Source organism: Xanthomonas cassavae CFBP 4642 (genome assembly GCF_000454545.1).
GTDB lineage: Bacteria > Pseudomonadota > Gammaproteobacteria > Xanthomonadales > Xanthomonadaceae > Xanthomonas > Xanthomonas cassavae.
This window is the reverse complement of sequence record NZ_CM002139.1, coordinates 137,813-151,045: the sequence shown is the minus strand read 5'-3', so window position 1 is coordinate 151,045 and position 13,233 is coordinate 137,813. Positions and strand designations below refer to the sequence as shown.

The window sequence follows — 13,233 nt, the reverse complement described above, 5'->3', positions numbered from 1 at the left end:
CACCTACGCGTGGGCGCGGCCGCGCCCCGCAATGCGCAACCCGCACCATAACGTGGCGGTCAGCGTCGCTTCGGTGGCGATCACGGCGATGGCTGCCCCGTGCACACCGTACTGACGGGTGAGCAGCAGGTTCAGCGCGATGTTGACCACCGCCGCCAGACCGGCGCCGAGCACGTACCAACGCTGCCGGTCGCTGGCGATGGCGGCCTGGGTCAGCACATAGTTCGGCAGGACGAACACGAACGCGGCGAACAGCCAGCCGAGCACCTGCCCCGCCACTACGCGATACGCCGCTCCGTACAACAGTTCCATCAGCAAGGTACCGAACCAGGCACCGGTCGCCGCCAGCGCCAGCCCTGCCGCACCGGCCAGCCACAGCGCGCGATCTTCCAGGCGGCGCGCACGTGTGGCCTGCGTGCGTTGCAGCCGCAACTGGCGGAACAGCAATAAGGCGACAGGCATCGCCAGTAGCAGCACGCCATCGAACACGCGATACGCCGCGGCGTACTGCCCAAGCTCCGCCGCAGGCACCATGTGCTGCAGGATCACCACGTCGCTGCGACGGTACAGGCCGGTGGCCGTGTCGATCCAGAAGAAGCCGGCTGCCGCGCGGTAGGCCAGCGGCTGCGGCCGCCATTGCGGTCGATCCCGCAGGCCTCTCCCCAGCCAGAGATAGGCAAGCACCAGACCGCATCCCCAGGCAGCGAAGACCACGCCGGGGTCGTAACCAAGCAGCAGGACGGCCATCACCACCAGCACCGCGCTGAGCGCACGCGCACCCGCCAGCCAGCTGGCGTCGCGTTGCCAGAGGCCCGCCGCCTTCAACTGGGCGGAGACCAACTGGGTCAGCGTCACCGCACCGAAGCACAGCACCGCCCAGACCAGTGCGGGATCGCCGCCGGCGTGGCGCGCTGCCAGGCTGGCGGCGGCCAGCAACAGCGTGGACCACAGCAAGTGCCCGCGTGCCAGCCCAGGCAGCGCGCGCGCCATCGGTGCGGGGATGCCGGCGGCAACCCCTTCGCGCAGCACCAGGGTACGCATGCCGGCATCCTGCAGCAGCGCCAGCAAGGTCGCCAGATTGAGCAGGTAGGCATAGCGCCCGAAGCCGGCCGGTCCCATACCGCGCGCCAGCCATACCGACAGCGCCAGTGAGACGGCGGCGGCGAACAGGATCGACCCCCACTGCGCCGACACTCCACGTACCAGGTTGCGCCAGTCAGGCGGCAGACGCGGTTTCACCGTGCGCCGATCCAGACCGGCGCCACCACCTGCCATGGGCCCTGCGCGACCAGCCGCCCTTGGTCCAGGACCAGGACGGTATCGGCCTGGTCCAGCAACGCCAGCCGATGGCCGATGAGCAGCACGGTCACGTCGCCATGGAGGCGCTGGATGGCGCTGCGGATGCGTGTCTCGTTCTCGTGGTCCAGCGCGCTGGTGGCTTCGTCCAGGATCAACAACGCCGGACGTTGCAACAGCGCCCTGGCCAGGGCCAGGCGCTGGCGTTCGCCTCCGGACAGCGGCATGCCGCCATCGCCGACCGGTGTGTCCCAACCCTGCGGCAGCGCATGCACAAACTGGGCTGCGGCCTGCTCCAAGGCCGCGTGTAAGGCCGCCTCACTGGCATGCGGGCAAACCATCAACAGGTTGTTGCGCACGCTGTCGTTGAGCAGGAACGCGTCCTGCGACACGTAGGCCACCGAGCGGCGCCAACTGCGCCGGGCGGCCGCATCCAGCACCACGCCATCGATCTCCAGCGCCCCCCCATCCGGGCTCAGCAAGCCGCTCAGGACGTCGGCCAGCGTACTCTTGCCGGCACCGGAGGCACCGACCACGGCCGTGGTGGTACGCGCCGGTAATAGCAGTGACAGATCCTGCAGCGCGGGCGTGTCGCGTCCAGCGTACTGGACCCGGACCGTGGACAGCGCGAGCGAGGTGGTCAGCTGGAGCGGTGGTGCGGCGTCAGGCGGCGCCGGCTCGGTCCACTCCCTGCTTTCCTGTAGCCGGCGTTCGATTTCGGCGAACGCCGACGCCGCATGCAGGCAGTACTGGCGCTGTTGCTGCACTGTCGTCAACAGCGGGACCAGGCGAGCGAAGATCGCCACCAGGACGAGCAGCTCGGCCATGCCCATGTGCAGGAAGTGCAGGCCGAGGTAGGTAAAGAACGCCAGCAGGATCGCACCGGCGCTCTGCAGCCAGGCCTTGGACACGCTCAAACCCCGCGCAAACCGCAGTTGCTGGTTGCGCACGGTCCGGGCCGTGCGTTCGAATGCCGCCAGATACGCCGTTTCGGCCCCAAGGATCTTGGCCAGGCGCAGGCCGGACAGGCGGTCGTGCAGGCCCGCGTGCAAGCCCTGGTGTGCCTGCGTCAACTGGCGTCCAAGCAGCGCCACCTCGTGACGCTGGCTGCCTACCAACAACAGCAACGCAATCCCGCTCAGCGTGGCGACCAGCGCCAGCACCCAGGACAGCGCGAAGGCGGCCAGCAGGTAGAGCGCGGCGGTGACCGCCGTGGAGGCCATCGCAAGACCGTGTCCCAGCCCGACTTCGGCGCGGCTCACATCACTCAGGATGAGACTGGCATGGTCGCCAGTGCGCTGGCCCGCCAGCCAACGCCATTGCGCACCGAGCAGGGCAGCGAAACTGCTGATGCGCAGCCGTTCGCCCACGTCCTGCTGCAGTCGCGCGGCAAGCTGTTCGCGGCCGAACTGGATCGCGCTGCGCAGCAGCAGTGCCAGACAGAACAGAAGCAACAACGGGATCGGCGAGCTCGCCCGGACACCAAGCGCCGCGAGCAGACGCAACAGCTGGTGTGCCGCTCCCGTCGCGACGGCGTCGCCCTGCAGTGCACTCAGCAAGGGCACCAGCAACAGCACGCCGATGCCTTCTGTCGCAGCGGCCAGCACCATCAGCATCAACAGCCCGATGCGCTGACCGCGCGGTGCCCAACGCAACACGCCGGTGACGAAACGGAAGACCGTCACTGGGGCGGCCATACGTAGGGCACGAAGCAACCCACCCGGGTAAAGCGGTCGGTACCGTGCCCACCGGTCACGTGCTGGCTGCCGGCGACGACCCAGGCATGCGCTTGCAGCGCCGCCCCGTCTGCACTGCGCGCGACTCCCAGGCAGAGCACATGAGCGACCCGGAAGACCACCAGCAGGCAATGCGAAGCCAGCGCTTGCGCCAGGCAGTTGGATCGCCAGGGCGTATGGCGAGCAGCCAGTCTCACCGTCCGGCCGATCTGCAGGGCGCGACGTTGCGCGCGCTCGTCCAGGCGCGGCAGGGCAGGCGGCACCGCCATCTGGTGGCCCACCCAGCGGGCCAGGTGGCGGAAGCCTATCCACCGCACGGCGCCACGTGCCGCGCCCAGCAGCAGCCAGGTCGGCACCAGCAGCAGGCGTTCGAAACGAGGCAGGCGGGTGAACGCCAGCAGACTTTGGCGCACGCCGGCGACAGCACGAGAACCGATCATCGCCCGCCCTGCCCCCGACAGCGGGTGGGCCGCTGCGGGAATGCCTGGCGGTTGCAGCGCGTGCTGGCGCTGGAACATGACGTTGTCCGCTGTCGCACGTACAGGACCCACCGCAGAAGGAGCATGGCAGAGGACACGTGTCGGAGGACTGGCGGTCTGCACGACCAAACCCATGCCGGCACCCAAACCCGTACCGGCATGCCGTGGCCGGTGGCTGCTAGCCTAGCAAAGGCGTGCGTCGGCGTGCCGGTGTCGACAGGATCGAATGTAGTGCGCTCACGGCGCACCGAGCGCATGACCAGGCGATCGACTGCCGGCAACGATCAGCTGCCGCCGCGTTCGTGCCAGGCCAGGAATCGGCCGGTCTGCAGACCGAACACCAGCATCTGCAGATAGGCCTCGCGTCTGGATTCGGCCGCTTGCGCATCATGTGGCCAATCGTCCATCAATGCCTGCAGGCGTGGCAGGTCAAGCACGCGGCGGGCGAGCGCCGAATCGCGTAGTGCATGGAGTTGCGCCTGCATGGCCGCGCGCTGTGCGGTGAGATGCGCAAACCAGTCGCCATGCTGCACGCCGACCTGCCGGTTGGCGAAGATCTCCGGCGGAGCGCCACGTGCGGCAAGCAAGCGCCGCGGCAACGAGCGGGTGACACCATCGCGCAGGAACTGGTCCAGCGGCAGGCTGCCGAAGAACTCGATGACGCGCCGGTCGGCGAGCGGCATGCGGAAGTCAACGCCGGAGATCGCCCGCAGCGTGCCCCAACCATCCATCGCCGCTGCATGGCCGAGCAACCATTCGCGCAGGGCATGCGCAGAGCGATGGCGTCCGCCGAGTCGGATCCGGTAGCGATCCCGGTCCAGCTGACGGTGCATGCGAAGCTTGCGTGCCAAATCCGGATGCAACGCTGCGTATTGCATCCAGGGCGCGGCCGGCAAGCCGTGCCAATACCGCAGCGCCACCACTGGCGCGAAGGGGCGCAAGACAAACCGCTGCAGCGCTTTACGCGAACTCAACCCCTGATTCCGGGCAAGCGCGCGCGTCTGCGTCAGCAGCGTGCGCCACTGGCGGGCGCATAGCAGTTCCGGCAGATGCACCAGACCGTCGTAACTGAAGAAGGCGTTCCCCATCTCGCCTCCGATCAACACATTTCCACCGCGCGCGTGCAGGAATCGGTGCAGCGGAAAGAACCAGGCCATGTTCAAGGGCGAGCGCATCGGTTGACCATTGACCTGCCACCAGCGTTCGGCATCGTACTCACCCCAGTCGCCGTCATCGTCGCCGACCATGTGCCAATCGATCCCCGGATGGCTGGCGGCCAGAAGACGGGCGCGCGGAGATTCGTCGTAACAATGGGTGGCGTTCGCCGCAGCCGTGGTTGCTTGCGGCACCCGCGTGAGGGTGAGCAATGGGACCGGCGCCGATTGGCGCGCGGCCGAGAGCACGACCGAGCCGCTATCGAGTCCGCCGGTGAGGCAGGCGGCTGCCGGCTTGCTGGCGCGCAAGGCATCGGCGACCGCGCGATCGAGCACGTCGGCCGCGGCGGCTTCCACATCGGCATCGCTGCCCAGTTGCAATGAGCCTGCCTCGGGCAGTGACCACCAGCGCCTGGTGCAGGTCACCTCCGGTGTCAGTTGCATGGTATGCCCGGCAGGCACCCGGTCGATTGCGCGGTAGACCGTGCGCTGCGGCCGGCTGCGGTCCATCACGAGCTGGTCGGCCAAGCTCTGCTCGTCCAGGTCCCTGGGAACACCCGGCAGCGTCAGCAAGGCCGGCAATCGGGTCGAGAAGGCAATCAGCCGTGGTCCACGGTGCACGAACAGCGACCGCTGGCCGACCGGATCGCGCGCCAGCAACAGCCGACGTTGGTCCGGTCGATACAGTGCCAAGGCGTAGCTGCCGTGCAGCCGCGGTAACGCGGCCGTATCCCAGCGTTGCAGAGCCTCGAGCAATAGCTCGCCGTCCGCCTGCGCGGGCAAGGTCGACCAGCCCAGTGCGTGCACGAGCTCGCGACGGCCTACAAGCGAACTGTCGGCGACCAGTAACGCCCCGGATGCGCCGATGCGAGGTAATCTCTCGTCATCGTCTTCGGGAGTGAAGACATGCTGGCGATGCACCACCGCGAACTCGCCCGCGTTCCAGATTCTGGCAGGGCCAATGCCACGCGCCTGTAGCGCGTTCCCTAGTCGCTGGATTGCGTCCGGTTCGACCGGGCGGCCATCCAGATGCCAGATACCGGCAAAATCGCTCATCGATCTCCCGATCGACCCGCACGATGTCGGGCCAGATGGACTCAGGAGCCGGTGGTCGGACCTAGGCCATCGTTGCCGCTAGTCGCGTTGTTGGCGGTCTCGTCGATGGAGAGGAACGAAACCACCGGCGTGGACCATACCTTGTGGCCTGGCTGCGGGGTGAGCCGGTCGGAAACTGCCGATTCGTTGGCGTTCATACGATGTCCTCGCGCAGAGAGCCGCAGCGGCTGCTGCGGGGATCTAGGCTTCGTATCATAAGCTGCATGACCATGCACGTCACGGTCACCTGTCGCCAAGTCCAATCCGCCGCTTCCGGGTGCGTTTACCGTGCCTGCCGCTGCAGACATGACCAACGCCGGATTTGCCCGGGAGCGCCTGCATGAGCTCGCCACGAATGCCCTGGCATCGCCTGCTGACCCGGACCGGCCTGCGATTACTGTATCGGGCGGCGCGCAACCGCGAAGGGCGGGGGTACGCCCGGCTGCAGCTCACGGCGCGGGCGCCCCTGTTCCAGGACTATGGCACCACGTCGTTGGATCGCTATCCGTCGCTGTTTAGCTACGTGCAAGGCGCGCTCGCCGGATTACCTGCGCCGCGCTTGCTGTCCTTCGGCTGCTCGACGGGCGAAGAAGTGATCAGCCTGCGCCATTACTTCCCGGATGCGGAGATCATTGGGCTGGATATCCATCCCGGCCATATCGCGCTGTGCCGACAGTGGCTTGGGACGCACCCGGATGCCGGCCTGCGGTTCGCGGTGGCGGGCAATACGGTGGAAGAGGGCCAGGCGAGCTACGACGCCATTTTCTGTCTGGCGGTTCTGCGACGCGGCGACCTGGCGCGGCATCGCGGCGCGCGGTGCGATCACCTGATCCGGTTCCGGGACGTCGAGGCGCAACTGCAGGACTTCGCCCGTTGCCTGCGTCCAGGCGGGTTGCTGGTGGTGCGTCACGCCAATTTCCGTCTGCGCGATACCCAGGCGGCGCGTTGGTTCGAACCGGTACTGACCATGCCAACCCCGGCGCGCGCGGACACGCCGCTGTTCGGCCCCGACAACCGACGCCTGCCGGTGCAGTCTGACGACCAGGCCGTGTTCCGCCGCCGTGCAGTTCCCCACGATTGAGCGTCCGTCGAAACCGCGCCGGCTTTCCAGTCACCGCGCTTCCCAGGTAAGGTTTCGTTTCCCACGCTATCGGCCCTGTCATGCGCATCGCTCCGACGACTCTGATCGCACAAGCCCCGGGGTGTCTTACCGCTGAAATGGGCGAAGAACTGGTGATCATGAGTACCGAGCGCGGCCTGTACTTCTCGCTCGACCCGGTCGGCAAGGATGTCTGGATGCAGATTGCTTCGCCGCGCACCCTCGGCGATCTATGCGATCGACTCAGCGCGCAATACGCCACGGCCAGATCCATCATCGAGGCAGACGTGATCGCGCTGCTGGAAACGTTGCACGGCGCCGGTGCGGTCGAGATCCGCGCTTGATCCAGGGCCACCCTCGCGCAGCTGTGTCTACCTCCAGGCAGGTCCGGCATGACTATGTGCTGTGTGGCTGGCGGGTCCGGAGCACGCTGGCACTTCCCGAGCTTGCTCCCTGGTCGGGAACGAATCTGGCAGACGACGGGGATGGCGTGGATGTGACCATCGAGGAAGCGGCAGTGCCTGACCGGCTCGATCCGGCACAGCTGCCCGGGTCGTGGTTCGAGGTCGGTCGCGACGGTTCGGTGCTGCTGCAGATTCCGGAGCTGGTCCGCCTCCACGTGCAGGCAGGCAGATCGATCCGTGTGCAACGTTTGAACCTGCGCGATGAGGGGTGGCGGCTGTTCTTGCTGGGGTCGGCGCTGGGCTATCTGTCCCTGCAACGCGGACTGTTTCCGCTGCATGCCGCGTGCGTGCGCATCGGCGGGAAGACCGTGGCCATCGCCGGCCACAGTGGTGCCGGCAAATCCACGCTATCTGCGGCCTTGCTCAAGCGCGGCCATGGCCTTTTCAGCGACGATCTGACCGTCCTCCGTTGCGACGAGCGCAGCATCGAGGTGCTGCCGGCTTTCCCGCGGCTGAAACTGTGGCACGACACGCTGCATGCTCTGCATCTCCCCAGCGACGGCTTGTCGCGGGTGCGTCTGGGCATGGACAAGTTCGATCTGCGCCCGCACGCAGGGTTCGATGCCACGCCAGCACGGTTGGATGCGATCCTGCTGCTTCAGGACGCGCCGGACCCGCAGTTGCAACGATGCAGTCCCGCAGCCGCGCTGCCTCTGCTGCACGCCAATCTGGCGCGACCGCAGGCCGCTGCGCGCATGGGGCTGCGTGCAACCACATTCGCGCAGGCGGCGGCGATCGCCCGCCAGGTGCCGACCTGGCGTCTACAGCGGCCGCGCCGTTTCGATGCGCTGGCCGCCACCGCCGAACTCATCGAAAGCGGCCTGGTGTGAACGAGCGCGGTATCGTCTGGCTCGCGTCCTATCCCAAATCGGGCAACACCTGGGTGCGTTGCCTGATCTCCAGCTTGCAGAGCGGCGCGTCACATGTCGATCTCGCCAACCTAGGGCAGGCGATGCCCAACGCCGCCTCGCGGACCTGGCTTGAACGCTACGTCGAGGTGGATAACGGCGATCTGCTCCCGGCAGAACTGGAGCGCCTACGTGCCAGCGCCTACCGATGTTGCGCGGCGCAGGGCAGCGCCTTGCTCAAGGTGCACGATCGTTACGACGCGCGTCTGTTCCCGGCAGCGGCGACCCTGGGGACGGTGTACATCGTGCGCGATCCGCGCGATGTCGCGCCGTCGTGGGCCGATCACATGCGCGTCGACGTGGACACCGCAATCGCGCAGATGGGTGATGCGGACCTACTGATGAGCAGGGGCTCGGCCGGCTATCAGCCACAGACCCCGCAGCGCTACAGCGCCTGGTCCAGCCACGTGGTGTCGTGGCTGCAGGAAGCACCGGGGCCCCATCTGCTGCTGCGCTATGAGGCCTTGCTGGCACATCCATTGCGCGAAGCGGCGCGGCTGGCCGCATTCCTCGGCCTGCCCACCGCCCCGGCACGGATCGCGCGTGCTGTCGCCGCGTGCCGTTTCGACGCGCTACGCGACGCCGAGGAACGCGATGGCTTCAGCGAGCGCCGCCGCGGCCAGCAGCGGTTCTTTCGCCAAGGCCAGGCCGGTGCCTGGCATGCTGCCCTGGATGCCGCACAGGTCGCGCGCTTGCGCGCAGACCATGGTGTGGTAATGGCCTGGCTGGGCTACCACTAGCTAGCCCTGCGTCGTCGCCGCGGACCACGCCATGCGCCAGCTGGTATCCGTGTCGCCCACCGCCGCGAAGCCCAGCCTGCGGTAAAGCCCGGCCGCCGGATTGCCTTTGTCGACTTCCAGCAACACGCGCCGGCCTGCTGTCGCGGCCTGATCCTGGACCGCCGCCAGCAGCGCTGTGCCGACGCCACGGTTGCGATGGTCCGGCGACAACAGGATGTCCAGCACGCAGAGATCCCCGGCCGCGCTGTCGCCCAGATAGAGCCGGCCTGCCAGTCGCTCCCGGTCCAGCAGCACCAGGAACTGTCGGTGCGCGTAAGCACTGGTGTAGTGGCGCTGCTGCGCGTCGAACTGCTGGTCGAGCAAGGCCTGTTTCGCCGCATCGTCCCACGGCAGCATGGCGAATTCCGCCCAGCGCTGCGTGCTGAACAGCGTACGCAGCGCCGGCAGGTCCATCGCGCACTCCGGTCGCACCGTCATGCCCCGTGCCAGCAATGGCCCAGGGCAGGCGAACTGCGGCGGCATCATGGTCGGGGTGGGAAGATGCCGTCGGTGGCGCAGATGCAGTAGCGAAACGTCGCGAACGGCTGGCGATTCTCGTGCGCTTGCGTCTGCGCCGGACTGGATGGAAACGGCGTCAGCGCGTTCGGCGCCAATGGCGTCAGCGGCGTAGTCGAGTTCGGCGCGAAAGCGGCGGTGGTGACCGGCGGCGAAGGGGTCGGGTTGAGCAATCGCGACAGGTAGGCGTTGGCACTCGGTGTACTGGACGATGCACCCGGGGCAGTGCCAGGCGGCATGAACTTGCTGGTGATGGTGTGGGTGTGCGCCGGCAGTTGCGACACCGAGGTCAACGCGACGCTGTCTGCGCCCTGCAACTGGCCGATCGTATGGTTGCTCAAGCCCGGCCCCTGACCCTGGCCCAGCACGGCCCGACCACGCAGATCGGGCAAGCCGAACGTTGCGCGGTTGTCCCCGCCGTAGGTGAACCCGATGACCCCGAACAGCGCCTAGTATTGCTGCACGCTGACCGTCTGCCCCATGCAATCGAGCCAGCCCTCCGGCGCGAAATTGTAGGGAAACGCGCGGATTTCACCAATGAAACTGTTGGACATGTCGAACTCCTTTGCGATGGCCGATCACGGCCGATCCGGGAACAATCCGTTCAGGCAGATCAAGTAGTTCAGCGTCTGTGTCGCCATGCGGTTGTCATGCGCCTGACCGGCGCCGCTGGAGCTCACCGCGTTGGTCGCCAAGGTGTTGACCGCAGGCGCGCTTCCGCTGGGCGGGGTGAAGTACGACGCATCGCCGTTCTGCGCAATGGCGGGCAACTGGCCGGCGGGCGTCAATGCGGTAGCTGGTGTGTTGAGTGCCTGCAAGGTATGCCGGTGCGCGGGCATTTCTGCCAGTTGCAAGGACACCGTCTCGGTGCCCACCTGCTGCGCCAGCACCCGTGCGGTCAATTGCGGTGCCGGTGCACGCGCCACGCCCTGACCCTGGCCGATCGCCAACCGGCCGCGCAAATCCGGCAGATTGAACGTGGTTCTGGCATCGCCGCCGTAGGTGGCGCCGATCAGCGCGTATAGGGCCGGGTAATCGTTGATCAACAACTGGCGTCCGTCGCAAAACGCCCAACCCTCAGGCTGGTAGTTGCCGGCGAACACAATGATCTGACCGATATAAGCGTCCATGATGTTGTTCCTTTTATCGCCGCGTCAGGGGTGCTGCGGATAGAGACCCATCGTGCAGATGCAGAAATTCAGCACCAGCGACGGCTGTACGTTGTTGTGCGCGGCGCCTGCACCCTCTTGGCTCACCGAATCGGCGGCCAGTCCCACCGTTGATCCGCCTGGCGCATACAGGGTGTGCGGTGCGGGGGTCTGGGCGAGCAGTAAGTTGGAGGCGGTCACGACCGCGGCAGTGGTCGCGGGTGCATTGACCGCATTCACGCCATGCGTATGCGGAGGAATCTGCGCGGCGGTCAATGCCACACTTTCCAGGCCGCCGTAACTGCCGACGGCATAGGTCACCGGCGGCGTGGTCGATGGATTGATGCCCTGGCTGACCGGGACGCGGCCGCGCAGGTCCGGCAGATTGAAGTTGGTCCTGCCGTCGCCGCCGTACTGGGCACCGAGCAGCGACGCCAGCGCCTGGTTGCCCTGGATCGTCAGCGTTCGACCGTCGCAAGGTAGCCATCCCCGCGGGGTCCAATCAAACGGGAACAAGCGAATTTCGCCAAGATATGCATCTGTCATCCGTGCACTCCTTCTGATGTGAAAACCACGACGACGCACGTCACGCATACGAGGCGCGTGACACTGCGGATGGGGCGCCTGCGCAACGGCCGGCGCCGCGAACGCTATGCTATTAATGTGCAGGCGTGCGCCACAGAACGTCCTTGGCGGGACGCCGACAAAGCCAGTTGTCAGGCACACGACGATGTGGATGAATCAGGACTTGACTCAGTTTCCCCGCAATCTGCAGATGCAGAAATGACCCCTGACAGCGAACGTAGCACATGTCGCAGATGCCCTAGGGTGAGCATGTTCACCACTTGCGATTCTCGTGCGGGCGCACGTTGAGGCGCACTGCGCCGTGACGGTCGAGAGCGCTTGTGCGGCGTGGTCCCCCGCATTCGGTTACGTGCTTTCGTTGTGGCGACACCACGCGGGTGCGGCTGCAGGACGGCCACTGCCGGCCGCGCCGTCCGATGCGGCCGCGTTCGAACGCGTGCTTGCACAGCACCGGATGGCGTTGGCGTTGCCCGCTGCCGACACCCTGACCTCGAGTGTTCCTGTTGCAGTGCGCGATGGATTGCGGCGGCGGCAGCAACGCATGCTGCTGCAGTCGCTGCAACAGACTGCTGCCATCCGTGAGATGGTCGCGGCGCTGCAGCAGGCGGACATCCGCTGCTGCCTGCTCAAGGGCCTGGGATATGCGGCACAGTTCGGTCAACTGCACCGCCGCGAGGCATGCGATATCGATCTGCTGATCGAGCCGCATGCCACCCAGGACGCGCTCTCTGCGCTGAGCGTGCTGGGCTACGCACTGCAACCGGAGGCCGCGCTCGATCCGGTGAAATACTGCCGCCACAACCATGCCTTGCCATTGCACCACCACGCGACCGGCGTGGTGCTGGAGCTGCATCTGCGGCTGGCCAACCATGAGCGCCAGTTTCCGCTGACCCAACAGGTCTGGCGCGATCATCTCAGCACTGTCGTGGTGGCCGGGATGCAGGTACCCACGCTGTCGCCGCCAGCGGCCGTGGTCTATGCCGCCTTCCACGGCACCAAGCATCACTGGCATCGTGCCTTCTGGCTGGTGGACATGGCGCAGGCACTGCGCAGCGCGCAAGTGGATTGGGAGGCGGTCCTCGCGTTGGCATGTCGGCTTGGGGTGGAACGACAGCTGGCGCTGAGTGCGCTGCTGGCAGAAGCGAGCCTGGGCATCGCTTTGCCGGCCGCGCTACAGCGGCAGCCTGCGTTGCTGCAAAAGGCCAGGCCGGCCGCCGCCGCGTTGCTGCCGTGCATGGATGCGCTCGGATCCGACCGCGGTGCGGATCTGGCGGTACGGCTGGGAGTGTTTGCCTACATCAGGCACCTGTTATCGCTGCAATCGACCTGGCGCGGCCGCGTGCAACTGCTGCCCGTCCTGCTCGCTCCGACCGACATGGATCGCCAGGCCGTACCGTTGCCAGGCGCATTGCATTGGGCCTACGTTGGCGTGCGCATCATCCGGTTGGCCAGGCAGCATTTGCTCAAGCGCAGGCACCTGCAGACCTAGCGTGCCGGCTTCAACAATGCCGCTGCTGCCTGGTGTGCAGCGTTGAACACCAGCGAACATTGAGTGCTGTGTCCGGAAGCTGCCCGGGGCAGACGAGCATCCTCGATGCGAGTCGGCAGCATCATGGGACGAACCGCGCCGCTCTGAAATTCCCAATCGTTGCCAGTAGCGCGCCAAATACTCGATGTAAAGTCGCAGGAAACCCGTTGCTCCAGCGATCGGCGCTCGTGGTGGCACTGTTGGCCGATACGCCAGTGCGCGTGGGCAACGCCGAAGCTGCATGTGCGCCGGAGCGTCGTCGTCGCCGGGTAACCGGCGCTGATGGCGCGTGTTGCGGAGCAGCCATGGCACGCAGCGGCACCGCTGCGTCTCCGCAGGAGCACGTGAGGAGCACGTTCGCCCAAGATCGCGTGCACCACCGGGCTGCTGGGCAGACTTGATTGCCTTCATTGGAGCGATGCCAGATGACCACACCACGGCGGCGC

At 66.8% G+C, this 13,233-nt stretch carries 14 protein-coding genes and 1 pseudogene; 5 read left to right on the top strand and 10 right to left on the bottom strand.

Annotated elements, in window-relative coordinates; genetic code table 11:
* Positions 1-3: 3 nt before the first annotated feature.
* From XCSCFBP4642_RS0100675 to XCSCFBP4642_RS29325, 5 genes are all read right to left on the bottom strand, one after another.
* On the bottom strand, positions 4-1,239 hold the full coding sequence (locus XCSCFBP4642_RS0100675; RefSeq protein WP_033898786.1) for a lipopolysaccharide biosynthesis protein: 1,236 nt from the start codon (positions 1,237-1,239) through the stop codon (positions 4-6).
* Entirely contained in the window at positions 1,236-2,993 is a 1,758-nt protein-coding gene (locus XCSCFBP4642_RS0100670; protein ID WP_029218094.1) for an ABC transporter ATP-binding protein, read from the bottom strand. Before XCSCFBP4642_RS0100670 ends, XCSCFBP4642_RS0100675 begins: the two co-directional genes overlap by 4 nt.
* Positions 2,978-3,550, bottom strand: a complete 573-nt coding sequence (locus XCSCFBP4642_RS0100665; RefSeq protein ID WP_228325657.1) for a lasso peptide biosynthesis B2 protein — start codon at positions 3,548-3,550, stop codon at positions 2,978-2,980. The genes XCSCFBP4642_RS0100670 and XCSCFBP4642_RS0100665 overlap by 16 nt, the downstream gene beginning before the upstream one ends.
* A 245-nt stretch (positions 3,551-3,795) precedes the next feature.
* Positions 3,796-5,721, bottom strand: coding sequence for an asparagine synthetase B family protein (locus XCSCFBP4642_RS0100660; RefSeq protein ID WP_029218092.1), 1,926 nt, complete (start codon positions 5,719-5,721; stop codon positions 3,796-3,798).
* A gap of 41 nt (positions 5,722-5,762) precedes the next feature.
* Entirely contained in the window at positions 5,763-5,918 is a 156-nt protein-coding gene (locus XCSCFBP4642_RS29325; RefSeq protein ID WP_167331376.1) for a hypothetical protein, read from the bottom strand.
* Positions 5,919-6,100: 182 nt separating this feature from the next.
* On the opposite strand from XCSCFBP4642_RS29325, the gene XCSCFBP4642_RS0100650 reads away from it, so the two are divergent.
* The 4 genes from XCSCFBP4642_RS0100650 (at position 6,101) to XCSCFBP4642_RS0100635 (ending at position 8,971) form a co-directional block, all read left to right on the top strand.
* Positions 6,101-6,841, top strand: a complete 741-nt coding sequence (locus XCSCFBP4642_RS0100650; protein ID WP_029218091.1) for a class I SAM-dependent methyltransferase — start codon at positions 6,101-6,103, stop codon at positions 6,839-6,841.
* 80 nt (positions 6,842-6,921) lie between these two features.
* Complete coding sequence (locus XCSCFBP4642_RS23630; protein WP_033897834.1) at positions 6,922-7,203, top strand: PqqD family protein; 282 nt, start codon at positions 6,922-6,924, stop codon at positions 7,201-7,203.
* Between the two features lie 146 nt (positions 7,204-7,349).
* Complete coding sequence (locus tag XCSCFBP4642_RS0100640) at positions 7,350-8,153, top strand: hypothetical protein (protein WP_228325658.1); 804 nt, start codon at positions 7,350-7,352, stop codon at positions 8,151-8,153.
* Positions 8,150-8,971, top strand: coding sequence for a sulfotransferase domain-containing protein (locus XCSCFBP4642_RS0100635; protein ID WP_029218088.1), 822 nt, complete (start codon positions 8,150-8,152; stop codon positions 8,969-8,971). The genes XCSCFBP4642_RS0100640 and XCSCFBP4642_RS0100635 overlap by 4 nt, the downstream gene beginning before the upstream one ends.
* Here XCSCFBP4642_RS0100635 and XCSCFBP4642_RS0100630 read toward each other — a convergent pair whose 3' ends face one another.
* The 5 genes and pseudogenes from XCSCFBP4642_RS0100630 to XCSCFBP4642_RS0100615 form a co-directional block, all read right to left on the bottom strand.
* A complete protein-coding gene (locus XCSCFBP4642_RS0100630) occupies positions 8,972-9,424 on the bottom strand; it encodes a GNAT family N-acetyltransferase (protein WP_235048249.1) in 453 nt (150 codons plus the stop codon).
* Between the two features lie 68 nt (positions 9,425-9,492).
* Positions 9,493-9,867, bottom strand: coding sequence for a phage tail protein (locus tag XCSCFBP4642_RS29770; RefSeq protein ID WP_228325664.1), 375 nt, complete (start codon positions 9,865-9,867; stop codon positions 9,493-9,495).
* 87 nt (positions 9,868-9,954) lie between these two features.
* A pseudogene (locus tag XCSCFBP4642_RS30595) lies at positions 9,955-10,080 on the bottom strand (tail fiber protein); the annotation flags it as partial.
* 24 nt (positions 10,081-10,104) lie between these two features.
* Positions 10,105-10,656, bottom strand: a complete 552-nt coding sequence (locus tag XCSCFBP4642_RS0100620; RefSeq protein ID WP_029218086.1) for a phage tail protein — start codon at positions 10,654-10,656, stop codon at positions 10,105-10,107.
* A gap of 24 nt (positions 10,657-10,680) precedes the next feature.
* On the bottom strand, positions 10,681-11,268 hold the full coding sequence (locus XCSCFBP4642_RS0100615; protein ID WP_228325660.1) for a phage tail protein: 588 nt from the start codon (positions 11,266-11,268) through the stop codon (positions 10,681-10,683).
* A 427-nt stretch (positions 11,269-11,695) separates the two neighbouring features.
* Here XCSCFBP4642_RS0100615 and XCSCFBP4642_RS0100610 point away from each other — a divergent pair, with 427 nt between their 5' ends.
* Positions 11,696-12,748, top strand: coding sequence for a nucleotidyltransferase family protein (locus XCSCFBP4642_RS0100610; RefSeq protein ID WP_235048248.1), 1,053 nt, complete (start codon positions 11,696-11,698; stop codon positions 12,746-12,748).
* Positions 12,749-13,233 lie beyond the last annotated feature (485 nt).